Here is a 25,424-nt window from a genome sequence, read left to right on the forward strand (position 1 = left end):
CACTATATTTAGCCACAAAAACCCCCCCTGAAATTAGATTTTTTACTCTAACTTCAGGGGGTCGGTACCTGATTAGTTGAAATGTTCGTTTTTTGCACAGAATCATTCATTTAGCACCTGAAATAAGCGAGACTCCGGCGGGAACAGCACGAGACCGAAGATCCACTTGGCAACGTGTTTTTCTTTACCGAGTTAGCTGTGGCCGTGCCCGCGGAAAGCGCGTATGTTTTCACGGTGCGGCGATGATACTCCTATTGATAACATGATTATTCGTATTTTAAGTAAAGAAGTTGTGTTTTGTCCCAGCCTTAAGGTTTAATGCTGATATACTTTCTTGATCGCTTCAAACAAGATGTGAACCCCATTCATTAACGCATCCTTATTAAAGGTCATATAAGGGTGATGAAGACCAGGGGATAAATCACAGCCTAAGCCAAGCATCGTCGCTTTTAGCTCTGGTCTTTTTATTGTATAAAAGTGGAAATCATCTCCGCCTGGTGTTACTAGTGGTGGATCTACGTTTTCAGTACCGAGTACTTTTTTGATTGCTTCTCTCATAATAGAAGTAGCCTGTTCATTTGTTCTTGCAGCTGCAATACCTTCTGTACTTGTTAATTTAATTTCTACATCATATAAATTTTTCATTGCTTCAAAAATATTTAGTACTTTATTGTCAAGTTCATCCATAATTTCATTTGATTGCGCCCGCATATCCAGTGAAAATGAAGCATTCCCTGGAATTATATTTGAACTCTTTCCACCTGCTTGGAAATTTGTCATTTTAACAGAATGGGGAACTCTTGGGTCCAAATGAATTTTACTTAAAAGATTAACAATTTGTGCACCGACCTCAATCGCATTAATATTTAAATGTGGCCTTGCTCCATGGGCATCATGTCCTCTTATTTCTGCACTGTACATCTTTGTTGCTCCATGAACGATTACTGGGGTAGCATTTCCCATTTTACATTCTTGCTGAGGGCGAAGATGAACACCAAATAGATATTCAACATTATCAACAGCACCTTTTTCTACCATCTTCAATGCTCCAGCACCTTTTTCCTCAGCAGGTTGAAAGATAAATCTTATTGCAATTTGTTTATGCAGCTCAGGTGACTGCTGTAGCTTCCATAGTAAACCTAATACCATTGCCATGTGGGCATCATGTCCACATGAATGATTGGCTTGGAAGCTGCCGTCAACTTCTTGCCAAAGAGCATCAATATCTGCACGAACAGCTACAATCGGCAAATTATCTTTAAAGTTTCCATATTCACCTACTACCCCAGTATGATCTACGAATGTGTTAACATTGCACCCATTTTCTTTTAAGATATTAGCAATATACTTTGTTGTTTCCACCTCTTCCCAGCTTATTTCTGCATGTTGATGTAAATAGTTAAATGTATCTTTAACCTGTTTTTCTAAGTCTTTCATGTTAATCTTCTCCATCCTTTATAAAGTATTTATAAGTTGATTTAATTTTCCCTCTCTTTTCTACACGTTCCACGACTTCAAATAATAAAGCGTTAACAATTGCTATGGTAACAGGTCCTTTACTGAATAACGTATTTTGACTAACTGAAATAAGAATGGTTATATCTGCATGTTCCACAACCGGTGAAACTCTAGAATCGGTTATTGCAATGACTTTAATACCTTTCTCCTTTGCTTCTTCTGCTAGGCGTATGGTATCAATGGCATATCTGTAAAATGAGAAAACAATGATACAAGATTTAACAGGTAATAGATCAAGCAAACCAGCATCCGTCTCCGGTCTATATAGGTCGGCATTTCCTAAAATATAATTTAAATTAAAGTAAAACCAATGCGCAAATGTAAAGGAGTGGTGGTAACCAGCAACGACAACTTTTTCGCTATTAATAATCGCTTCGATAATCTTTTCCATGTCATCAATGGCAATCTTCTCCATATTATTTTGCAGTATGCTTATGTCCTTTAGCATACTTTCGACATAATAGTTGCTCATTTCCTGTAGTTTTTCATCGGATTGTTGTTTGACCTCTAATAAGTGTTTTCTTACATCCTTTTGCAGAGAACTATAACCACTATAACCAATCGAATGACAGAAGCGAATAACCATTGTTTCACTAACACTAATTATTTCTCCTACTCTTTTGGCTGGGTGAATGGCAAATACCATAGGATCAGAGAGTAAAGCATCGGCGACTTTCTTTAGACCCTTTGTAAGGTTCGAAAATTCTAATTCTGTTTTTCTTACATAACTAGCCGTCAAAAGAATTCACCTTCTTTTTTTAAAGTTTTTCCAATATTTTATATTGCAATAAATTATATCCTTTATTATAATACAATGCAAGTTGATAATATTTTGAAAATTAAAAAGGAGGGAAATAATGAAAAAATCTACTAATAAGTTAAAAAGCACAAAGAGAAAGCTAGGACTTCCAGATGCGTATGTTATTTTATTTGCAATCTTAATTATTGCAGCTGTAGCGACATACCTTATACCAGCAGGTACATTTGACAGAGAGACTGTCAATGATATTACAACTGTAATACCTGATAGCTATCAACAAAGCGAACAACAACCAGCATCATTTATTCAAATATTTACAGCAATCCAACAGGGTATGATCGATTCAGCGGGGTTAATTTTTCTTGTGCTTATTATTGGCGGAGCTTTTGCGGTAATTGAATACACAGGTGCGATTGATGCGTTAATTATGAAGACGATTAATCAGACAAAGGATAAGGAATATCTATTAATTATTATTGTATGTAGTCTATTTTCTATTTTTGGTGCTTTAGGTATTATCGTAAATGCAGTTATTGCGTTTATCCCAATAGGGATTATTTTAGCCCGTTCTATGAAGTTGGATGCCGTAGTCGGTGTCTCCATTATCTATCTTGGAGCATATGCAGGGTTTAATACCGCTTTTCTTGATCCATTAACTACTGGAATGGCCCAGCAGATTGCCCAAGTACCATTGTTTTCTGGTATTGGTTTTCGGGTGCTAATTTATTTAACGGTACTTGCTTCGACAATAGGTTATATATGGTGGTATGCTAGTCGTGTCAAAAAAGACCCAATGCAGAGTGTACTTGGCGGAAACCGCTTTCCAAAATATGATGAAAAAAGTGTAGATGCTGCCCCATCTAAATTAACAGGTATACATAAATTGGTTTTATTATGGCTCGCATTGGGGATTGGAATATATATTTTTGGAGTGTTTCAGTATGCCTGGTCGTTGAATCAGATGGCCGCTATGTTTATTATTATAGCGATTGGTACAGCAATTATTGCCAGAATTAACCCAAATGAATTGGTAGTACAGTTTTTTAATGGTTGTAAAGGACTGGTATACGGAGCATTAATTATTGGAATGGCAAGATCAATTGTAGTAATTCTAGAGAATGGACAAATTTTAGACACTATTGTTCAAGGAATGGCAACAGTTATGGAACCATTTACGAGCGTCATCGGTGCTATTGTCATGTTCTTCGCGAATTTTCTTTTTAATATTATCGTATCATCTGGAAGTGGACAGGCCGTTATTGTTATGCCGATTATGACGCCACTTGCAGATATTATGGAAATACCCCGACAAGTAGCTGTTCAAGCTTATAAAATGGGGGATGGATTTTCAAATGTGATCACCCCAATTTCTGGTATCTTAATGGCTAACTTGGCAATTGCAGGTGTATCGTGGGTGAAATGGATTAAATTTGTGTTACCTTTAGTAGTCATTTGGTGTGTTATTGGAATTGTTTATTTAACCATAGCTGTTATGATTGGATGGGGACCAATATAAAAAGGAGTGAATTTTAGATGAGAATAAATGAAGTAGTTTTATATAAGATGCAAATGCAAATGAAAAATCCATTTACCACTAGTTTTGGAACGGAGCAGAATAGAGAATTTTTGTTGGTTGAAGTAAAAGGCGATGATGGAATATCAGGCTGGGGAGAAGGGGTTACATCTGAACGGCCCTTATATAGCGAGGAATTCACATTACAAAGTTGGTATATGCTAGAGAAGTTTCTTATTCCGCTTGTTGTTAATCAAGAAATTACTCATCCGGATGATCTTCAAGAATTGTTTAAGCCGTATAAGCGTAATCATATGGCCAAGTCTGCGTTAGAAGGGGCAGTATGGGATTTATATGCGAAGCAATGTGGTGAATCATTAGCTACAAGTCTTGGAGGCACGAAGAAACGTATTGAAGTTGGAATTAGTTTGGGGATTGAAGATAGTTATGAAAAACTAATTCAAGCAATTCAAGAGAAAGTGGATGAAGGCTATAAGCGAATTAAAATAAAGATTAAACCAGGAAAAGATATAGAGGTTTTGCGAGAGGTAAGAAAACATTTCCCTAATATCCCATTAATGGTAGATGCAAACTCTGCATATACGTTAGACGATATCAACCTATTAAAAGCACTGGATGAATTTAATTTAATGATGATTGAGCAGCCACTAACAGCTGGCGATCTAATTGACCATGCAAAATTACAAAAACAAATTAATACACCAATTTGTTTGGATGAAAGTATCCATTCGTTTGAGGATGCTCGCCAAGCAATTGAATTAGGCAGCTGTAAAATAATTAATTTAAAAATAGGTCGTGTAGGTGGATTAACAGCATCGAAACGAATTCATGATTTATGTGAAAATGCAGGAATCCCATTGTGGTGCGGTGGAATGCTGGAATCAGGTGTCGGACGTGCGCATAATATAGCGGTTGCAGCATTAGCTAATTTTACACTTCCTGGAGATACAGCATCATCATCTAGGTATTGGGAAAAGGATATTATCCAACCAGAAGTTGTAGCAAAAAATGGTGTCTTGACTGTTCAGGACGCTATAGGAATTGGTTATGAAGTGGATCGAAATGAAGTGAAAAAGCATACGGTAGCAAAAAAGGTTTTTAGCTAGATTTACAAAAAAGGGGTACAAACCCTGTAGAATAAAAAAGAGACTGAGACAAAAGAATGAAGAAACAATAAAAAACGACAAGATAATTAGTTTAAATTAATTATCTTGTCGTTTTTTGATCAGAATCATTCATTTAGCACCTGAAATAAGCGAGACTCCGGCGGGAACAGCACGAGTCCGAAGATCCACTTGGTAACGTGTTTTTCTTTACCAAGTTAGCTGAGGCCGTGCCCGGAAAGCGCGTATAATTTCACGGTGCGGCGATGATACTCCTATTGATAACATGATTATTCGTATTTTGAGTAAAGAAGGTGTTTTGTCCCAGTCTATGTTTTTTTCCTGAATGCCTTAGCGCTTTATGTTAATCTCAAACTAGAAAGAGGTAAGCAAATGAATAATATAAATTTTGAAATTAATGTTTTTCATTAATAATGATACAAAAAAATAGCATTCATTTCAAACGATTACGAAGAAATACATGCTATTTTGGAAGTAGAAGAAAATCAAGAATTTCAAATATATCCAAGTTGGAATGTGAATTTCTCAATCAATAAAAACGAAATTATAATTGAACTAAATTATCAAAAAGAAGACTAAAAATTTTTTTACCTAAGGATTAAGAAAAGTCCATTAAGGATTCCTTTATTATTATCGGGAAAGGTCCTGCTGTCGTCTTTTCCGGTTCCTTTTGATATGGAATTCAAATTTTCTTTCTGTTATTTGCAAAGAATCCTCTCTATCAGCTTTCCTAGCTACTTTTTTTCATAGTTTAGGAAATTAAAAAATTAGCCCATGTGGACAAATACGGGAGTGTTGAGCCACGTCCAGCTCTAGCGCCCAGAAACTCAAACTCACCGTGACTCCTCTATCTCCGTTGACTCGCTTCAGACGCTACGTTTCTAATCGGGTGCTTGCGCTTTTGTTCTAAGTTAAGAAAGTATAAAATCAGTGCAATGACTGCGTTAAGCGAAGTAGTTATTTTGAAATGTTTGATGTATATTGGCAATGCTCCGACTAATTACTTCGCTTTCCACGGGCACGGCCTCAACTAACTTTGCAAGAAAGAACACGTTGCAAAGTGGATTTTCGGCTCGCGCTAATCCCGCAGGAGTCTACGTAATTCGTCTCCGCTATGAGAAGGTGCACCAATTCTTGTCATAAGAAATAGGTTGACTTTTTTTACAATGGGTAAAGTGAAAATCGCTATCCGTGAGTATAAAAGCAGCTGTGTTACTTCATGCTAGCGTTGTAGAGCCTGATAATAGCGAAGGCCGGCCACTTCAACTCCTGTGGGAAATGTTTGACCTGAATATCCACTTTTTTGAGCGGGTTTTGCTAAAAAAGTTAGCTGAAGGACAAACCCCACGGAAAGGGAAGTGGGCAGCCGGAGTGGTGGTCAAGCAAGCAGTAGCTATTATTCCATAATAGCTACTAGAGGAAGCGTAAATCTGAGCATTTGGTGATAAGGACTGAGCGAATTTTGCTCCGTTTTTTTAATTTCCTCTCATATCATGTCAAATTAATCTTTCGCTTGTTTCCCTTAAAAGATATATGGAGAAAAGGTTTTGCTTACATTAGAAATGATACACATTTTAAATGGATTGTTCCTACTTTGTCACACAAAATAGATAGAGATTTGGTAGACTGAATAGAGACAAAAGTCGGAGGCATACGGAAATGAATAAACTAAAACTTTGGGAAGAAGCAGAGGCTTATCTTACACAGTATCATCAGGAATTAGAGACAGCATTTACCGATTTTAAAAACAGGTGTGAGGCGGTAAAACGAGAAATAGATGTGTATGGTACGTACCAACATACTTATGACGAGCTTATGTACGGTGCTAAATTGGCTTGGCGTAATTCCAATCGTTGTATTGGCCGCTTATTTTGGGAACGAATGGACGTCATTGATGCAAGAAAGGCAACAACAAATGAAGAAGTGTTTGCTTATCTTATTGACCATATAAAGAAAGCAACGAACGGTGGTAAAGTTAAACCAATGATTACCATTTTTCAACCCGAGGTGATTCAATCCGGAGCTAGTCCAGTAAAGATTTGGAATCATCAGCTGCTGCGGTATGCAGGCTATGAAACGGATGAAGGAATTGTTGGAGATCCTGCTTCAATAGAGTTTACCAAGGTATGCCAAAAGCTAGGCTGGGAAGGGAAAGGTACACATTTTGATTTGTTACCATTGGTAGTTCAAGTGAACGATCAACCTCCAAAGTGGCAGGAAATCCCAGATGATGTAGTTATTGAGGTACCTATCCAGCATCCAACCATTGACATCTTTGCTGGAAGAGAAGTTAAATGGTATGCAGTTCCTATTATTTCTGATATGCGTTTGGAGATCGGTGGTTTAAGCTATGTGGCTTCACCTTTCAATGGTTGGTATATGGGTACTGAAATTGGTGCAAGAAATTTTGCAGATGAAGATCGTTATAATTTTCTTCCGCTTGTTGCAAGTCAATTGGGGTTAAATACAAAGCACTTAAGTACATTATGGAAAGATCGTGCACTGGTAGAATTAAATGCTGCTATTCTTTCGTCCTATAAAAAAGCAGGTGTTTCGATTGTCGATCATCATACAGCGGCGAAGCAATTTGAAATATTTGAGAAGCAAGAAGCTAAACATGGAAGAAGCGTGACTGGTAAATGGGCATGGCTTATTCCTCCACTGTCACCTGCAACTACACATATTTTTCATAAACCATACGATAATACAACAAAGAAACCTAACTATTTTTACCAAGACAGGTTTTGGGAATAAGTGTAAAAGGCATCCGGATTATCAGCTAGAATTTGGATGCTTTTTTTTCCTTGCTAATGATTCATAAACTTTAACGTGTGATCCAATTAACATCGTTATTTACTACCCTTTTATTGGAAACTTCATTCATAATCTTTTATACCCCTGCTAGATAGTTTTTCCTAAAGATGAAACATGTTATAATCAAACACACTGCAAAAATACCGATTTAAGGGGACGGACAACTTTGAATACATTTACCGTGAAAAAAGTTCTTAATAATAATGTATTAATTGCCTTAGACCAGCGTCAATCAGAAGTAGTGTTAATTGGAAATGGTATCGGTTTTCACCATAAAAAGAAACAAAAGATTGATGCAAAAGCAGTTGAAAAGTTATTTGTCCTGCGAAATGAAAAAGAGCAGGAGCAATATAAAAAACTGCTCCCAAACATCGATGAGAATCTGCTGCAATCGATTATCCAAGCGATCGGTATGATTCGGAATAGGGCGAATGAGATGCTGAATGAAGCTGTACATGTTGCGCTAACTGATCATATTCTTTTTGCAGTAAATCGGTTGAAGAAGGGATTAGAAATTAAAAATCCGTTTCTTTCTGAAACGAAAGTACTTTATCCTTTTGAATATGAAATTGCTTCCGAAATAGTTGAATTTATTAATCACCGTCTCCAAATTAATTTGCCAGCAGGTGAAATAGGTTTTATTGCATTACATGTGCATAGTGCCATTTCAGATAAGAACCTATCCGAGGTTAATAAATATTCGCAATTAGTAACCCAGTTAATTGATATGATAGAAGATCAATTAAAGATTACGATAGATCGTGAAGGTATAGAATATATTAGGCTTGTAAGGCATATTCGCTATACAATTGAGAGAGTTTTAAAAGGTGAGGCCATCGAAGAGCCTGAAAAAATTGCTTCTCTATTGAAAAAAGAGTACCCTACATGCTATAATCTTGCTTGGAAGCTTGTTAAAATTATGCAGCAAACAATGAAAAAACCAGTATATGAAGCGGAAGCTGTGTATTTAACGATGCATTTGCAACGCTTATATCAAAAATATGAATAAAACTTTTACGTGTTACTGATACGATCAGGCATGAGTGGAAAGATTACTAATAAGAGGGTAAGGAATTGTTTTTCCTTATCTCCTTATTGGTGATCTCTGCTCATGCTTTTTTTGTTGGTTTTTTCAAAACAGGAAAGTACAAAATTTACGTTTGTATAATCTAGCTTCAACTTATACTTCTCATACCTATAGCTTCATTTTGGATGGAAAGAAGACCACAACATGGTTGATGTATTAGAGGACAAGCAAAGATAAAGTAACTACTAGGATATGGTGGTTTAAGTTGGCAGATAGGATGTTGTACTTTTTATGTATTTATTGAAGAGAGGGAGGAATAAACATGTTTAAAAAGGCTTTCGGTGTATTACAAAAAGTTGGTAAGGCACTCATGCTTCCAGTTGCATTATTACCAGCAGCAGGTCTGCTTTTAGGTTTTGGTAATGCAGCACAGCAGGAAACAATGCTTGAATATCTGCCATTTTTAGGAGCAGATTGGATACAGCTCGTTGCTACAGTGATGGAAGATGCTGGTGGAATTATTTTTGATAACTTACCGTTAATTTTTGCAATTGGTGTTGCAATAGGTTTAGCAAGTGATGGAGCTGCTGGACTTGCTGCACTTGTTGGTTATTTAGTACTGAATCAAGTAATGGGGTCTTGGATTGGTGTAACCCCAGATATGCTTGAATCTGACCCTAGTTTCGCATCTGTTTTAGGAATATCGACATTGCAAACTGGTGTTTTTGGTGGAATTATTGTCGGTTTAATCGCCGCATTTTGTTATAATCGCTATCATGATATTGAAATGCCTTCATTTTTAGGATTCTTTGCTGGTAAGCGATTTGTACCGATTGCGACCGCGGCTATGTCATTTGTAGCAGGGTTTGTTTTGCTGTTCATCTGGCCACCTGTCCAAGAAGCAATGAACGACGCGTCGTATTGGTTAATTGAAGAAGGAACCTATCTCGCTGTATTCTTTTTCGGTTTTATAAAGCGTTTACTTATTCCGTTTGGCCTACATCATATTTTCCATGCACCTTTCTGGTATGAATTCGGTTCTTATACCACAGAGGCTGGAAACTTGGTGCGGGGTGATATGACGATATTTTTTGCCCAATTAAAAGATGGTGTAGAAATTACAGCGGGTAATTTCATGGCTGGTGAATTTCCAATAATGATGTTTGGTTTGCCAGCTGCAGCTTTGGCGATGTATCATGCTGCTCGTCCAGAGAAGAAAAAGCTCGTAGCAGGCTTATTAGGATCAGCAGCATTAACGTCATTCTTAACAGGTATAACAGAACCACTTGAATTTTCATTTATGTTTGTATCACCATTACTATTCTTTTTACACGCCGTATTAGATGGGCTATCCTTCGTATTAATGACCATATTTAGTGTGAATATCGGTTATACATTTTCCGGCGGGGCGATTGATTTCGCGTTATTTGGAATTTTGCCAGGTCAAGAACCATGGTGGATTACGATTATACTTGGATTGATCTTTGCAGTTATCTATTACGTCATTTTCCGTTTCTTCATTAAGAAATTTAACCTAATGACACCAGGACGTGAGGAAGATGGAGAAGAGGCGGCAACTAAGGAAGGTAGAACAGGTGAGTTTGCATATGATGTATTAGCAGCAATGGGTGGAGAAAAGAACATTTCGCATCTGGATGCTTGCATTACTCGTTTGCGTGTCTCGGTTAATTCAATCAATGAAGTAGACAAGGAGCAATTGAAAAAACTAGGAGCTTCTGGAGTACTAGAGATTGGAAATAATATTCAAGCCATTTTTGGCCCACGTTCGGAAACGATAAAGGGGCAAATGCAAGATATTATTTCAGGAAAAATACCTCGGGAAGAAGAGGTTAATCAAGAAGCTGAAATAAAACAGCAAATAGAAGAAGTGAATCCGGCTGCCATGCAAAATGAGCTGAAGGATGAATCAATTGTTTCTCCGATGACTGGTGAGCTTCTACCAATTACAGAAGTGCCAGACCAAGTGTTTTCTGGAAAAATGATGGGAGATGGCTTTGCTATTATGCCAAAAGATGGGATCGTCGTTGCTCCAGTGAACGGAAAAATTGTAAATGTTTTTCCGACCAAGCATGCAATTGGAATGATGTCTGAAGGAGGAAAGGAAATACTCATTCATGTAGGTATTGATACAGTAAATTTAAAGGGAGATGGCTTTGAAGCACTTGTTACAGAAGGTGACGCTGTTCAAGCAGGCCAACCTATTTTAAAAGCAGATCTTTCTTTCATTCAAAGTAAAGGATTGCCTATCATTACTCCGATAGTATTTACAAATTTAAGTGAAGGGGAGCAAGTGACCCTACAAAAATCAGGAAATGTAGTGAAGGAAGAAACAGATATAATGAAGCTATAAGAGAAAAACATACTACGTTTAGTGGTGGGTAAAGTCATCGACGAATGATTTTGCCCATTTTTCTATTTACTACCTCCCGATTGCGACGTCAGAATCGATTACGAGCGCTCCAAGTATGAGCATATCCGCAAATCCTGTAATAAAAGCACACGGTATGATAAAAATGATAACGTACTTCATGCTGTTGCTCAATTCGCACAATCCTCTAACAAATATCGAAACTTCTACTAAATCACTTCCCTCGTTAATAAACTTTACCAAGGACTTTTACTACAGAGAGGAAGTATTATATGAAATCGTTAAAAATTGTCATCATTGGGGGAGGATCTTCTTATACACCGGAATTAATAGAAGGAATCATTAATAATTACGATGTATTGCCCGTTTCAGAAATTTGGCTTGTAGATATTTTAGAAGGAAGAGAAAAGTTAATGATTATCGCAGGCTTAGCAAAACGAATGATAGCACAAGCTGATTGCTCTATCAAGATCGTTGAAACATTAGATCGTCGTGAAGCTCTAAAAGATGCTAATTATGTGATTACACAAATTAGAGTGGGGCAATTGGACATGCGCAGATCAGATGAATATTTATCGCTCAAGTACGGGGTTATTGGTCAGGAGACAACCGGAGCTGGCGGCTTTATGAAGGCATTGCGTACGATTCCGGTAATGCTGGATATTTGTGAAGACATAGAAGAACTAGCTCCAGAGGCATGGCTGCTCAATTTTACTAATCCGGCAGGTATTATAACAGAAGCTATTTTGAAGCATAGCAATGTTAAAGTCGTTGGGCTTTGTAATAATCCAATAAACTTCTATAAAAAATTTGCTAAGGACTATCAAGTTCCGATGAAGGATGTAAGTATCCAGTTTGTCGGTATCAACCATTTAAATTGGATAACCGATTTCTATATTAAAGGAAAATCAAGATTAAACGATGTGTTAGCTGGTGTATCTGCGAGTTATGAAGCAAAGAATATTCCAGGACTTGAATGGGATCCCATATTTCTTCAATCACTCGGAGCCATCCCTTGCGGCTATCATAAATACTATTATCAGACAGACCAAATTTTAGCTGAGCAGTTAAAGAATTACAAGAAAGGCTACACAAGAGCTGATCAAGTCCAACAAGTCGAAAAAGAGCTATTTACGATTTATGAAGATCCATCTACTATGGAAAAACCTGATGCATTAGAACAACGTGGAGGTGCCTATTATTCGGAGGCGGCTGTAAACCTCCTTACCTCAATTCATTTAGATAATAAGCAAATTCACACAGTAAACGTTAGAAATAATGGAGCCATTTCTTGTTTACCTAATGATGTCTGCATTGAAGTAAATTGCATAGTTGAAAATCAGCAAATTACACCAATTCAAACAGGAAATGTTTCTCCACAAATAAGGGGATTATTGCAAGTTGTTAAGGCATATGAAGAGTTAACCGTGGAGGCTGCCGTAACAAGAAAAATAGGAACTGCTTTACAAGCATTGACAATTCATCCGTTAATTCCATCTGCAAAGAAAGCACATGAATTATTACAAGATATGTTAATTGCAAATGAAGCCTATTTCCAGCCAATTCTATATTTCGGAGGCGATCATGTATGAAAGTTACGCTGTTATGTGCATTAGGGATGAGTACAAGTATGCTCGTAGAGAGAATGAAAAAAGCGGCTAAAGCAAGATCGGTGAGCATCCAAATTGAAGCACATTCGGTTAATGACTTAGAGGGGCAGCTTGAAACCTCGGATCTTATCTTACTTGGACCACAAATTCGATATAAACAAAGAGAACTATCAGCAAAAGCAAAAGCTGTTGGGGTACCACTTGCAGTAATTGATATGAAAGCATATGGGAGTATGGATGGAGATAAGGTATTGAATCAAGCCTTGGAGTTATTACGCTAGAATGGAGGGGAGAGTATATGAGGAGATTTCAAGCGTTTATGGAGCATTACTTTATGCCGGTTGCTGGAAAACTAGCTGAGCAGCGACATTTACGGGCAATTCGCGATGGAATTATTGCTACGATGCCGTTACTAATCATTGGGAGTATCTTTTTAATTATTTCTTCACCGCCTGTTAAATCCTGGACAGAATTTATGAAGCCATTTACACCAACTCTAAGTATACCTGTAAACGCAACATTTGGGCTATTAGGATTGATTGCTGTATTTGCGATTGCTTATCATTTAGCAAGAAGCTATAACCTGGACGGTCTATCTGCAGGTGTGCTCAGTGTTGCAGCATTCTTTGTAGCAACACCTCTAACAGAAGAAGGGAATATTCCTCTAAATTTAATGGGCAGTGAAGGGCTGTTTATTGCAATTTTATTAGCTATATTTACGGTTGAAGTGTATCGTTTTTTTACGAAAAAAAATATTGTCATCCGTATGCCAGATGGAGTCCCGCCGTCTGTTTGGCGGGCATTCACAGCATTAATTCCAGGTGCAGCTATTATTGCTATTGTTTGGGGAGTCGATTTGTTTTTAAAAATCGCTTGGGACCTGTCCTTGCATGGGGTCGTAGGTGCTGTATTAAGAGAGCCTATACAGCAATTAGGAGGAAGCTTTTGGGGAGCTATTATAGCGATTATTCTTATTCATTTACTATGGTCGTTTGGCATCCATGGTATCTCCGTCGTTGCCAGTGTAATGGCACCAATTTGGTACAGCTTAACGGAAGAAAATGTTGCGGCACATCAAGCTGGTGAGGCATTGCCTCATATTGTTGGCCAGCCGTTTATGGCAATTTGGTGGGCTGTTGGTGGATCTGGTATGGCCTTAGCCCTGACGCTGCTCTTTATTTGGCGCGCGCGATCCAAGCATTTAAAAAGCTTGGGAAGAGGGTCAGTATGGGCAAGTGCCTTTAATATTAGTGAACCAGTTATTTTTGGTGCTCCAGTCGTGATGAATCCGATCCTTGTTATCCCCTTTATTCTTGCACCACTTGCAGTTGGAATCCTAACCTATTTTTCTATGTCAATTGGTTTGGTAGGGAAGCCATATGTGATCATACCATGGACAACACCACCCCCGTTCTCAGGCGTTTTAACAACGGGGGATTTCCGAGGTGGTCTATTGATGATTGTAAATATTATTGTAGCGATGGTCATTTATTATCCGTTTTTCAAAATGTATGATCGCCAGCTTGTAAAGGAAGAGGAATCAATTAGATCAGATGATACATAGTGCAAGGTATTGTTACATGGTTGAAAAATTACTCATGAAATGGGAGTGTTTTGGTGAAAATCAAGGTATTATGTTTATCGACAATTGCATTGCTTGCTGTCATATTTCAACAGCAAACCGTTCATGCAGATAAAGAAGCGAGTCGTAAAGAAAAGCGAATAGTAAAGCCAGGTATTGAAGTCTTATTAGAAGAACATTTGAATTGGTTAGCTGGAAAACGAGTAGGTCTAATTACAAACCCAACAGGCGTTGATCGAAATTTAAAAAGTTCAATTGACTTATTGTATGAACATCCAGATGTAAATCTAACTGCACTTTTTGGTCCTGAACACGGTATTCGTGGTAACCGTGAAGCGGGTGAATATGTTGAGTCGTATGTAGATGAAAAGACGGGTTTACCTGTTTACAGCCTGTATGGACCAACATGGAAGCCGACAGAAGAAATGCTTGAAGATATTGATGTATTGTTATTTGATATCCAAGATATCGGTTCTAATGTATATACCTATATTTATACACTTGGTTTTGCAATGGAAGCGGCCGCAGAACAGGGGAAAGAGATTATTGTTCTGGATCGGCCAAATCCAATTGGTGGCGAACGAGTAGAGGGACCTCTTCGTTCAGCGGACACGGTTAGTTTTATGGGAAGATTTCTTTTGCCTGTACGTCACGGCCTGACTGTTGGTGAACTAGCAACAATGTGGAATCATGAATATAGTTTGGGAGTATCGTTAAAAGTAGCGAAAATGAAAGGTTGGAAGCGCTTCATGCATTTTGAAGACACACAGTTACCATGGATTCAACCTTCTCCTAATATTCCAGCGCAAGAAACAGCTTATTTATATGCAGGAACAGAACTATTGGATGATACAACATTAACAACTGGTCTAGGAACAACAAAGCCATTTGAGCTTGTAGGTGCACCCTGGATTAATGGGAATCAATTAGCAGAAGAAATGAATGATAGAAACATAGATGGCGTCCGTTTTCGTTCTGCTTACTTCACACCAATGTTTGGTAAATATGAAGGGGAGCGCATTGGTGGTGTACAGGTACACATAATTGATCGGCAGAAAATAGATTTAGTAAATTTAGGATTACAGCTTCTTGATGCGATGCGTGATCAAGACCCAGATCAATTTATGATGACAGATAAATACGCCAATCTTATTGGTGACCCAGAAGTGCCAGCGATGATTCGAAATAATGAATCGATAGAGAAAATTATAGATAGTTGGCAAAGGAAATTAATGAAATGGAAGCTTGAGGTACGAAATCACTACTTACTTTATGGACCCTATCCGAAGGGTGCAAAGCCTTATAAAGGGAAAACAGTACTTGGTATCTTACCGTTAGATTTATCCGCGGCAATTGGACAAAGCATTCCTTTATCGTTACAAGGCTTTGATAAGAATGGAGAAAAATTAGAAATAAATTCGGATGATATTAACTGGAAAGTTACAGATGGATTAGGGTATGTTGAGGATAGCCAATTTCATGCGCTAAAAGATGGTGTTGGTAAAATTATTGCAATCTACCAAAAGCAAAAAGCAGAACGTTCTATAGATATATCAGCAATTTTAGTTCAAAATATTCGCTTTGGAGTACATGATTCCTATACACGTGTTGTGTTTGATTTAAATAAGACAGTCAGCAATTATGCTGTTGAAGAAGAAGATCACCGCCTGTTATTTTCTATCCCCTATGGAGAAATAGCTGGAGAGTTAGAAAAGGGAGGAGGGAGCATTTTAATTGGGAATAGTCCAGTGATCGAGCGCATCGATTATCAAATAGAGGGAGAAAACTTTTCAGCAGAATTGCATGTAAAACAAACGGCTGTAAACGTAGAAACACCAACATATGCTTCGCGAATCGTATTAGATTTGCAGCATGATGGAGAAAATTAGCCGTGCATATCTATCATGCATATAACTGGCAGTAAGATTCCCACTTCAAGGAATAAAGTGAAACCAATATGGATAAGTAGGAGATCGACTGCCAGTAAATGTCCGATTGGTTCCAAGGCCGTTAGGTCATATCCTTGGGGTACGAACAATCAGTGGAGGATAAACAAAATCCCTACTAAAGTTTCACTTTATAGATAGAGTAGCAGATACTTCTGTTTTGATTCATAAAATACTGCTACAAATAACATATTGGCATGTAAAAACAGGGATAATTAAATCCCTGTTTTTGTGGTCGCTATTTCTTTCTAAATTTACTATCTGACCTTTGTTGGCGAAGTTTTCCCAAGCGCTCTGATATCTTCTCTGCTTGGTGTTTTGTACATTCCTTGTCTATTTCTAATTGATATTTTCCATCTTTAGCAGTAATGTCAAAACAGGTATCTACTTCACTTCCCTTTGGAAGCAGGTTTTTAGCGATAAGAATTTCCTTTTGTTTATCTTCCACTAAGATGACTGCTTTTTCATTATCTTCAAAGCGATCTAAGACACCTTTCATTTGTCGGCTCCTTTCATACAGGCTAATCCTTGTTTTTTTATATCATCTAATGTTGCAGTACTGATACCTTTTATCTTTGTCAAATCATTTAGTGATTGATACGGTCGTAAGTCAATTAATGCAGTTGCCCGCTCTGAGCCAATATGAATAATATTTTGTAAGTCATCATGTGAAGCTTGGTTAATGGCAATACATTCATCTTTCCCTTTTTCCGTAGAAATTTGATATTCTGTTCCATTTGTAGTTATGATAATGGTACCATCATTATCTGTACCATATAAGTCAATTCCAGCATTTTTGATTTTTTTTATTGTTTCTTTATGTGGGTGTCCATAATTATTATCCTTTCCTGCACTATAAATAGCTACTTGTGGATTAACTGCTTCTACAAATTCAGCTGCGGTAGATGTATTGGAACCGTGGTGTCCAAGCTGGAGAAAATCCGCATCGATCGAATCATTCATCGTAAGCATTTCTCTTTCCTCTGCTTTACCTGCATCCCCTGTAAACAAAAAACGCATTTGATCATATGATAATCGAACGGAAAGAGACTCTTTATTTGCTTCACCTGTGATTTCTTTAGGATAGAGGATGTCGATTTCCAATGGCCCGATTACAAACTGCTCTCCTACTCGAGGTTCTTCATAGTTAGCGCCACTATCAATTACTGCTTCTAAAGCTTTTTGAAAGGTTTGAGAAGAGCTTTCATTACCACTCATCCATACTTCCTGTGTTTCGTATGTTTGAAGGATTTCTGCTAATTGTCCAATATGATCAGCATCTGGATGACTAATAATGATTAAATCAATGTTATTAATAGCTTGGGACGCTAAATATTCGTTTACATCATTACTTTTCCAATCACCAGTGTCATATAAAATCGTATAGGTTTGTTGATCCTCTGAATAGCGAAATAGCGTCGCATCTGCTTGGCCAGCATCTATGTAATGAACATCCAGTTGCCCATTTGAAGACGTTGAGTGTGCAACACTATCTGATTGTGTGGGTGATTTACCACAAGCCGTTACGAAGCAAAATAATCCAATGATAATCAAAAACAGCCAATGACGCTTCATGTAACATGTCCCCCTTCTTTACCTTAATAGTATTATAAGTTGGTATCGAAAGGAAAAGGAAAGAATAGCGGCTATAATAACTAAATATTCTGAGTGAAAATAGGGGGGTGAAGTGACTAAATTAAACAGTCATCATAATTGTTCTGATGTCACAAGGCTATTAGAGCGAGGAAGTTATCTCCACGATCTAAAAAGGGTTATCAATATAGATACAACAAATAATCAGAGAGATTTGCAGTTGGTTCTCAGTCTTTGGATGATTCCTTCGTTATCTTGTTTACGTGTATCAGATAAGCAAAGGCTCTCTTCCGTTTAGCAACTGCTGCTAAGTGAGAGAGCCTTACATATAATGAGAATCAGCTAGTATCTAGAGATGCTTTACAGATGGAGCAACATAATTGATAAGCGCTGTTCAAGCGAAAGCTTTAATTTAAGTTTCCAATAGACAGGTATTTAGTTTCTAAATAAGGTTCGATTCCTTCTAAGCCGCCTTCACGTCCTAGTCCACTCTCTTTCATTCCACCAAATGGGGCATGTGCCGCTGATGGTCCACCATCATTCCAGCCAATAATTCCATAGTCTAAATGTTCATGAAGATATGTGCCAGTGCGATAGTCATTAGTAAAGAAGTAGGCAGCAAGACCAAACGGTGTGTGATTCGCCATCGCTACAGCTTCATCTATTTCTGTAAACGTGGTTATTGGAGCAACAGGACCAAATGTTTCTTCGTGCATAATATCCATTTCTTCAGTTACATTTTTAAGTACAGTTGGATGAACAAAGTAGTATCCTTTGTCGTCATTTGCATCAAATTGATCTCCTAACAGTACTTGTGCACCCTTTTCTTTGGCATCAGTAATGTGAGAAATGATTTTTTCATAGCCACCTTGATTAATGATTGGGCCGATATCAACACCTTCATGTAATCCATTTCCTACTTGAAGCTGCTTTACTTCTGCAACAAACTTTTCAGCGAATTTGTCAACGACATCTTCATGAACAATGATTCTGTTTGCACAAACACAGGTCTGACCAGCATTACGGAATTTCGTAGCTACTGTTTGTTTGGCTGCTAGCTCGATATCAGCATCCTTGGCTACAATCAATGGTGCATGTCCACCAAGCTCCATCGTTACATGCTTTACTGTATCGGCACTGTTTTTTATTAATTCTTTTCCAACAGATGTAGATCCAGTAAATGTTATTTTTCGTACATAGTCGCTGTTGGTAAATAGGTCACCAATTATACTACCAGAACCAGAAACGTATTGAATTGCTTCTTCTGGGATGCCAGCTTCATGAGCTAATTCAATAATTCGTATGCCAGTCAATGGTGTTTCAGAGGCTGGCTTAACAATGAATGTACAACCTGCAGCAAGTGCTGGCGCAGCTTTACGAGTCATCATGGCTGCTGGAAAATTCCAAGGAGTGATCGCGGCGACTAAACCAACGGGTTGTTTACTAATAATAATGCGTTTGGACTCCGTATTTGCTGGAATGGTCCTACCATATATTCGCTTTGCTTCTTCTGCGTACCAATCAATATAGCTTGCAGCATATTCTACTTCACCAGAGGATTCTTTTAATGGTTTTCCATTTTCAAGTGTCATCAGCTCGGCAATGTCATCTTTGGCATCACGAATTTTTTTCGCCCACGTATTTAATAATTCGGCTCTTTTATGGGCATTAACCTTTGACCATTTTGGGAAATAGTCATGTCCTTTTTTAAGCGCTACTTGAATTTCTTCTTTGCTATGTTTCTTAATTTCTTTAATAGTTTCTCCAGTAGCTGGGTTTGTAACAATAATCGATTTAGCCATTATAAAACTCCTTTGCTCATTAATATAACGTTTTATTATATTTATTATATTCCCTAGTTATTCATCGATAAAAACATATGAACTATAAATTAAAATAATAAATCCTATACATTTACTTACAAAGTCTTTATTTTCTTTCGCTAAGAAAGTGAAATGGTAAATGAAGAAGGATGTATAGGTTTATTTTATCATTTTTCTTAAAAAATAGAAAATTATTATTATTTAGATATAAACTTGTAATTACGTTAAAATCAAATAGTATGCTAGCTTTATTTGGATATCTATGATGCAAATCTATTTAAAAATACCTAGAAATATTTTAAGAAAATTTATGACTAATCTATCAATCTTCAAAATGAGAATTTTTTTCGACGTTGTTTGACATATTTCTCCCTTTTTCATCTTCTATAATTGAGTAACAACCTAGATACGACAGAAAAGCACCATAGTCAGATAAGAACGAAATGAGTGAAAAAAGGAGGCAAAGTGTTCTATATGGATTTGATTCTTATCTGCATTGGAAATGTGTCAAAAATTGATGGGAGGAATGGTCATGAAAGCTAAACGTAGACGTCAAATGAGAACAGCATTTAGCTTTGCCGCAACAGTACTATTGACATTTTCATTAATTGTACCTGGAGTAACGAATGCAGAGTCGAACGGTATGTCGAACCAAATGGTAAAAGAAAAAGTCAGTAAGCGGTTGATTAAAGAGTTTAAGGGCGATGATAAGTTAACCTTCCTAGTCAAATTTAAAGAAAAAGCAGATACTATGAAAATAGCTGAACGGGCGAAAGCCTCTAGTCAGAAAGCGCAGTTATCTGCAAAGAAGGCTGAATTAACCCAACGAACTGCCGTTTTAACAGAATTAAAGGAAACATCCTTAAATTCTCAGCAGAAAGTTAGGAAGTTCCTTGAAGCAGAAGTCGAAAAAGGAAATGTAGACACATTTAAGTCGTATCATATTGTAAACGGAATGGCTGTCACAGCAACGAAGAAAGTTGCCAATAAGCTTGCAGCTTTTACGGAGGTAGAAAAGATACTGCCAAATGAAAGAAGACAATTGTTTACTACAATTACAAAAGATGCAGAAGCACCTGCTTCAAAAATCGCGAATGTCGAATGGAATGTTGAACGTGTTGGAGCCCCCACAGTATGGGATATGGGATTTGATGGATCAGGTGTAACCGTTGCTAGTATAGATACAGGTGTTCAATGGGATCATCCAGCGCTACAAGAAAAATATCGAGGCTATGATAATACTTCCGGAGAAGTGAATCATGACTTTAATTGGTTTGATGCGACAGCAGGGGAATCGGCTCCTTATGATGATCAAGGTCATGGCACACACGTTACTGGAACAATGGTAGGTAGTGAGCCAGATGGCTCAAACCAAGTAGGTGTTGCTCCAGGAGCAAATTGGATCGCTGTAAAAGCCTTTTCAGCAACTGGAGGTACCGATACTGATCTTCTCGAAGCAGCGGAGTGGATTTTAGCTCCTACAGATGCACAAGGAAATTCACGCGTTGATATGGCGCCCGATGTTGTAAATAATTCGTGGGGAGGTGGTCCGGGTCTTAATGAATGGTATCGAGACGTTGTAAGAAATTGGAGAGCAGCAGAAATATTCCCGGAATTCTCTGCAGGGAATACGTCGATCTATAATCCAGGTGGTCCAGAGTCGATTGCGGTACCAGCAAACTATCCAGAGTCATTTGCTACTGGTGCAACCGATTCTAATGATTCGCTAGGAAGCTTTTCATTACAAGGTCCGTCCCCTTATGATGAAATTAAACCCGATATTTCAGCACCAGGTGTAAATATTCGTTCTAGTGTTCCAGGCAATGGTTATGAAGGCGGGTGGAATGGTACATCAATGGCAGGTCCTGCTGTTTCAGCAGTTGTGGCTTTGATGAAACAAGCTGATAGTAGCTTAACTGTTAATGAAATAGAAGAAGCTCTACTAGCTACTGCCACACCATTAACTGATAACGAATTTCCAAATTCACCGAATAATGGATATGGTTATGGATTAGTGAACGCATATGACGCTGTTTCTTCGATAATTCCGAGCTTAGGAATGCAAAAATCAATGTTTTTCTTAAATGATCATCGAACAGCACTAATGAGATAATTAGCCCAAAATTAGGAACCATTCGATCGAAATAGCTGTCTCAACAGTTCCACGATTATCAAAACCTAAATAGAAAAATTTATAAAATAAGGAGGCTGGGACGAAACACAACTTCTTTACTCAACATACGAATAATCATGTTATCAATAGGAGTATCATCGCCGCACCGTGAAAATATACTTGCTTTCCGCGGTCGCGGCCTCAGCCTCCTTTTGTTTCAATCGCGCCCTTCTATAGTATTAGAGCATCCTATTCTTTTACGTTTGTTAAACTTATATACAATATTTGAAATAGAAAAATACTAAAAAATAGTCGGTACCATTCCCCCATCCATGCGGATTGGAGAACCTTTAAATGCGGATGCATAAGGACTACACAAAAATGTAGTTAGTCTACCTATTTCAATTGGCTTGATAAATCGTTGTATTTCAGATTGAGGTAGGTTTGTAGTCATAAATTCTTTCTCTTTTTCTGAAAAAGTCATATCAGCATGAGAGTATATACCCTCAATTATTTGATGAACATTTTCAGAGAGTGTTGGTCCTGGCATGATTGTATTAACTGTAACTTCTGCTCCTACTGTTAATTTAGATAAGCTTTTTGACAATGATAATAGCATGGATTTTGTCATACAATACTGAGGCATTTGTCCTGAAGGCATAATTGCTTCTTCACTAGCAATAAAAATAATGCGACCATAATCGTTTTTTAACATTTTAGGTAAAAAAAACTTAGATAATCCATTTGCAGCAAGAACATTAGTACGGAAGTATTTTTCCCATGCTTCATCGTCAATGTCCTCATATTGCATAATCTCATAAATACCCATATTGTTAACTAAAATATCAATAGTGGGGTATTTTTTAAATAAGGCTTCTCTTTGTAGAATATCGACAATATCGGCTGTAGCATTTTGAGGAGAGGTAGCCGGGAAATTCGATTTAATTTCATTTACGATTCGTTCTACCTCTTCATAATTTCGTCCATTAATTAGCACATTGACACCTTCTTTGGCAAGTTCAATGGCAATTGCTTTACCTATACCTTTCGTTGATCCTGTAACTAAAGCTGTTTTATTGTTTAATCCCATATCCATAATACATTTCTCCATTTCATTTATCTTTTATGATAATAAGTTAAAATAAACGCGCTTCTACACTTTGGGGTAATAATTAGGTTATTCTTTTTTAATATAGTGTTAAAAAATTTACTTTTAAGACAAAGTTAATTTCTTGAGTTTGTACCTAATTGTTCAGTACGCCAATTTAAGGGAGTATCACCTTCCCAAATGCGGAAGGCGCGGTAAAACGAGTTCTGGTCTTCATATCCAATCATGAAGGCTACTTCTTTAATATCGAACGAGGGATCTGCGAGGTACTCTCGAGCTAACTCATGTCGGACTTGTGTCAAAAGATGCTTGAAGTTCGTGCCTTCGTCAGTAAGACGTCGCTGCAAGGTACGATCGCTCATCCCAAACTCGCTTGCGACAGTCTGAATGTCAGGGCGCCCTCCTGTTAGGTTACGTTTCATAATCCACTTGACCATTTCGGTGATTGAGCGACTGCGTTGCTGCTCATCCAACGATTTGTCTAATACGGGTGTCAGAATCTCCAGCAACTCTTCGTTGTACGAGACAAAAGGGAGGTCTAGATCTCTTCGATGTAGCGTCAACCTGTTACAATTTGCACCAATCCGGATATGGCAGCCGAAGTAAGCTTCAAGTGCCTGTAGGTCGCCCATTGAGTGCGTAAATTCGACAAATTTCGCCATCAACGGTTGGCCTGTGCCCCGACGTCCAAGCTCCAAAAGAAATGCCAGAGTGATTCCAACTAGCATCGGTGGACCTGGTTGCTCGGTATACAACCAATCTAGTTCAATTGTACATTTCTCACCTCCCTCGGTGATATGTAAGCTTTCAGGGGGACACATCTGTTTGTACCGTGCCATTCGTTTTAGAGCGTCACGGTAGTCACGAGCATGGTAAGTCGCTAATACTGTGGGTGGATAATGCGCTGTTTCAAAGACGGTCATAAGCTTGATAATTCCTTTGGCAGTGTCATCAATGAGATCCGAATAAGCCTGCCAAATCGCGAAATATTGATCGGTAGTGACAACTGGGTCAGTAATAATGGTGAGCGGTAGTCGTGCTTTTCGAGCCACGTCGTGGGGGGCAATCCCTAATTGATGTATGCCTGCCCAAAATCCTGCCGGGATTTTAATACGAGTATAAGACTTCATAATGGGTCCTCCTTTAGCTATCTAAACATTCACTAGTTTTGCTTGTGATTGTGTTCTGCCTAGTTAACGGGACAGATATTATAATACCTATTCAATCTAGCATTGTAACTAGCAAAGGGTGACATTTTACTAGCCAACTACGTCGAATAAATCCGTTAGTAATAGGTACCATTAAAAGGCATCTAAATAATCCTATTTACCTAAGCGGTTTAAATATGTTTTAGTGTTTTTGTTATTTGTACCTACCCAATCAGAAAGTCACTCACTATAATCTTGGGCTTAAATTGATCTTAGCATTAAATTAATTTATCCAGTATTCAATATGTCTATCATTTACAATCTGGCCTGTTTGCGAAATAGTATGAGAATGTTTTGTTGGTATCGTTACTTCAACCTAAATAGTTTTAAAAAAGTAGAACTTACACCTTCCCATAAGCTACATTTAACTGCTTTTGTAGTTGTTGGTTATCATCTTCTAGTTTCTCGATTTTCCGTTTAGTGAATCTATAATGGCATTTTTATTGCTTCCATTCATTACTCGTTTTAATTGTTTGGTGTTGGCATTTGCGAGTTCCGCTTCCTTAATAATCCAATTTTCTCACGAATTTCAGGATTGTTGTACAATGTTGCTTTTGCTACACCTGCTTCCTCTGCAATACTATTGAAATTAACATTTTCATTGGCTCGGATGAGTCTTTGAATCGCTTCACCCCCCTTTTTTACGTGTATTCAATGTTCCATGCGATCATAATCACCCATGTTTAAGCACCGCTTTTTCCTTTTCGTTCTAGTTCTCTTCTTAAGCGATCAAGACGTCCATAAAACCATTTCATAACGTAATATCGTTCCAAAATTCGTGAAAACACGGAGGTTATTCTTATATGAAGGGAGGTAAACAGCTGGTGAGGTGCTATGTAATCACATGTAAGCGATTAATTATTTCCGTTTCATGACGGAAAAAGTATAGGTGTAGTTGCTGTTTGTATTCGTATAAACTTATAGATAAGTTAACAAACATCAACATAGGAGGGATTTTCCATGAAAAATATTGTTCTAGCATGTTCAGCTGGTATGTCTACGAGTTTATTAGTAGCAAAAATGGAAGAAATAGCATCTGAAACGGAAATGGAGGTTCAGATATGGGCTGTGGCACAAGATAAGATAACGCAGGAAATGGAAAAAGCGGATGTACTACTTATCGGTCCACAAATGCGTTTTTTAAAAAAGAAACTTTCTAAAGCGGCGAGTGAATGGAATGTACCGATTGATGTAATTGATCCAATTGCTTATGGAAGAATCGACGGAGAAGCAGTGTTAAATAAGGCATTGGAATTGCTTAATGAAAATAGTTAA

General features: G+C 37.7%; 19 protein-coding genes and 1 pseudogene. 12 read left to right on the forward strand and 8 right to left on the reverse strand.

All coding sequences use genetic code 11. The annotated features are described in order from the left end of the window. Positions 1-315: 315 nt before the first annotated feature. Together ABDZ84_RS03640 and ABDZ84_RS03645 are read right to left on the reverse strand one after the other, a co-directional pair. Positions 316-1,437, reverse strand: coding sequence for a M20 peptidase aminoacylase family protein (locus ABDZ84_RS03640; RefSeq protein WP_152525388.1), 1,122 nt, complete (start codon positions 1,435-1,437; stop codon positions 316-318). Position 1,438: 1 nt separating this feature from the next. Beyond that, a complete protein-coding gene (locus ABDZ84_RS03645) occupies positions 1,439-2,257 on the reverse strand; it encodes a MurR/RpiR family transcriptional regulator (protein ID WP_343780114.1) in 819 nt (272 codons plus the stop codon). Between the two features lie 118 nt (positions 2,258-2,375). Here ABDZ84_RS03645 and ABDZ84_RS03650 point away from each other — a divergent pair, with 118 nt between their 5' ends. From ABDZ84_RS03650 to ABDZ84_RS03695, 10 genes are all read left to right on the forward strand, one after another. Then, the gene (locus tag ABDZ84_RS03650; protein ID WP_026679578.1) at positions 2,376-3,794 is read left to right on the forward strand and encodes a YfcC family protein; all 1,419 of its coding nucleotides are present in this window, start codon (positions 2,376-2,378) and stop codon (positions 3,792-3,794) included. Positions 3,795-3,811: 17 nt separating this feature from the next. Further along, positions 3,812-4,918, forward strand: a complete 1,107-nt coding sequence (gene menC / locus ABDZ84_RS03655) for an o-succinylbenzoate synthase (protein WP_026679577.1) — start codon at positions 3,812-3,814, stop codon at positions 4,916-4,918. Positions 4,919-6,127: 1,209 nt separating this feature from the next. Beyond that, entirely contained in the window at positions 6,128-6,343 is a 216-nt protein-coding gene (locus tag ABDZ84_RS03660) for a hypothetical protein (RefSeq protein ID WP_343780118.1), read from the forward strand. Positions 6,344-6,595: 252 nt separating this feature from the next. After that, positions 6,596-7,690, forward strand: coding sequence for a nitric oxide synthase oxygenase (locus tag ABDZ84_RS03665; protein ID WP_026679753.1), 1,095 nt, complete (start codon positions 6,596-6,598; stop codon positions 7,688-7,690). A 226-nt stretch (positions 7,691-7,916) separates the two neighbouring features. After that, positions 7,917-8,759, forward strand: coding sequence for a glucose PTS transporter transcription antiterminator GlcT (gene glcT, locus ABDZ84_RS03670; protein ID WP_026679752.1), 843 nt, complete (start codon positions 7,917-7,919; stop codon positions 8,757-8,759). A 340-nt stretch (positions 8,760-9,099) separates the two neighbouring features. Continuing rightward, positions 9,100-11,148: a glucose-specific PTS transporter subunit IIBC gene (ptsG, locus tag ABDZ84_RS03675; protein WP_343780124.1), complete on the forward strand. Its 2,049-nt coding sequence runs from the start codon at positions 9,100-9,102 to the stop codon at positions 11,146-11,148. 290 nt (positions 11,149-11,438) lie between these two features. After that, entirely contained in the window at positions 11,439-12,758 is a 1,320-nt protein-coding gene (locus ABDZ84_RS03680; RefSeq protein ID WP_026679750.1) for a 6-phospho-beta-glucosidase, read from the forward strand. After that, entirely contained in the window at positions 12,755-13,057 is a 303-nt protein-coding gene (locus tag ABDZ84_RS03685; RefSeq protein WP_026679749.1) for a PTS sugar transporter subunit IIB, read from the forward strand. The genes ABDZ84_RS03680 and ABDZ84_RS03685 overlap by 4 nt, the downstream gene beginning before the upstream one ends. 17 nt (positions 13,058-13,074) lie before the next feature. Then, entirely contained in the window at positions 13,075-14,340 is a 1,266-nt protein-coding gene (gene celB / locus ABDZ84_RS03690) for a PTS cellobiose transporter subunit IIC (protein ID WP_121603728.1), read from the forward strand. A 53-nt stretch (positions 14,341-14,393) separates the two neighbouring features. Beyond that, positions 14,394-16,247, forward strand: a complete 1,854-nt coding sequence (locus ABDZ84_RS03695) for an exo-beta-N-acetylmuramidase NamZ family protein (protein WP_080668606.1) — start codon at positions 14,394-14,396, stop codon at positions 16,245-16,247. A 295-nt stretch (positions 16,248-16,542) separates the two neighbouring features. Here ABDZ84_RS03695 and ABDZ84_RS03700 read toward each other — a convergent pair whose 3' ends face one another. The 3 genes from ABDZ84_RS03700 to ABDZ84_RS03710 form a co-directional block, all read right to left on the reverse strand. Then, positions 16,543-16,803: a DUF3006 domain-containing protein gene (locus ABDZ84_RS03700; protein WP_026679747.1), complete on the reverse strand. Its 261-nt coding sequence runs from the start codon at positions 16,801-16,803 to the stop codon at positions 16,543-16,545. After that, complete coding sequence (locus ABDZ84_RS03705; protein WP_121603727.1) at positions 16,800-17,879, reverse strand: MBL fold metallo-hydrolase; 1,080 nt, start codon at positions 17,877-17,879, stop codon at positions 16,800-16,802. Before ABDZ84_RS03705 ends, ABDZ84_RS03700 begins: the two co-directional genes overlap by 4 nt. Before the next feature lie 425 nt (positions 17,880-18,304). Continuing rightward, positions 18,305-19,699: an NAD-dependent succinate-semialdehyde dehydrogenase gene (locus ABDZ84_RS03710; RefSeq protein WP_343780130.1), complete on the reverse strand. Its 1,395-nt coding sequence runs from the start codon at positions 19,697-19,699 to the stop codon at positions 18,305-18,307. Between the two features lie 553 nt (positions 19,700-20,252). Here ABDZ84_RS03710 and ABDZ84_RS03715 point away from each other — a divergent pair. Then, positions 20,253-21,779: pseudogene (locus ABDZ84_RS03715) on the forward strand (S8 family serine peptidase); the annotation flags it as partial. A gap of 355 nt (positions 21,780-22,134) precedes the next feature. Here ABDZ84_RS03715 and ABDZ84_RS03720 read toward each other — a convergent pair. From ABDZ84_RS03720 to ABDZ84_RS21440, 3 genes are all read right to left on the reverse strand, one after another. Continuing rightward, entirely contained in the window at positions 22,135-22,929 is a 795-nt protein-coding gene (locus tag ABDZ84_RS03720) for an SDR family NAD(P)-dependent oxidoreductase (protein ID WP_121603724.1), read from the reverse strand. Positions 22,930-23,057: 128 nt separating this feature from the next. Next, on the reverse strand, positions 23,058-24,071 hold the full coding sequence (locus tag ABDZ84_RS03725; RefSeq protein WP_166530221.1) for an AraC family transcriptional regulator: 1,014 nt from the start codon (positions 24,069-24,071) through the stop codon (positions 23,058-23,060). Between the two features lie 543 nt (positions 24,072-24,614). Beyond that, complete coding sequence (locus ABDZ84_RS21440; protein WP_425542078.1) at positions 24,615-24,800, reverse strand: DUF6262 family protein; 186 nt, start codon at positions 24,798-24,800, stop codon at positions 24,615-24,617. Positions 24,801-25,109: 309 nt separating this feature from the next. On the opposite strand from ABDZ84_RS21440, the gene ABDZ84_RS03735 reads away from it, so the two are divergent. Continuing rightward, on the forward strand, positions 25,110-25,424 hold the full coding sequence (locus ABDZ84_RS03735; protein WP_026682577.1) for a PTS sugar transporter subunit IIB: 315 nt from the start codon (positions 25,110-25,112) through the stop codon (positions 25,422-25,424).

It is taken from the genome of Virgibacillus salarius (assembly GCF_039521925.1).
Taxonomy (GTDB): Bacteria; Bacillota; Bacilli; order Bacillales; family Amphibacillaceae; genus Virgibacillus; species Virgibacillus salarius.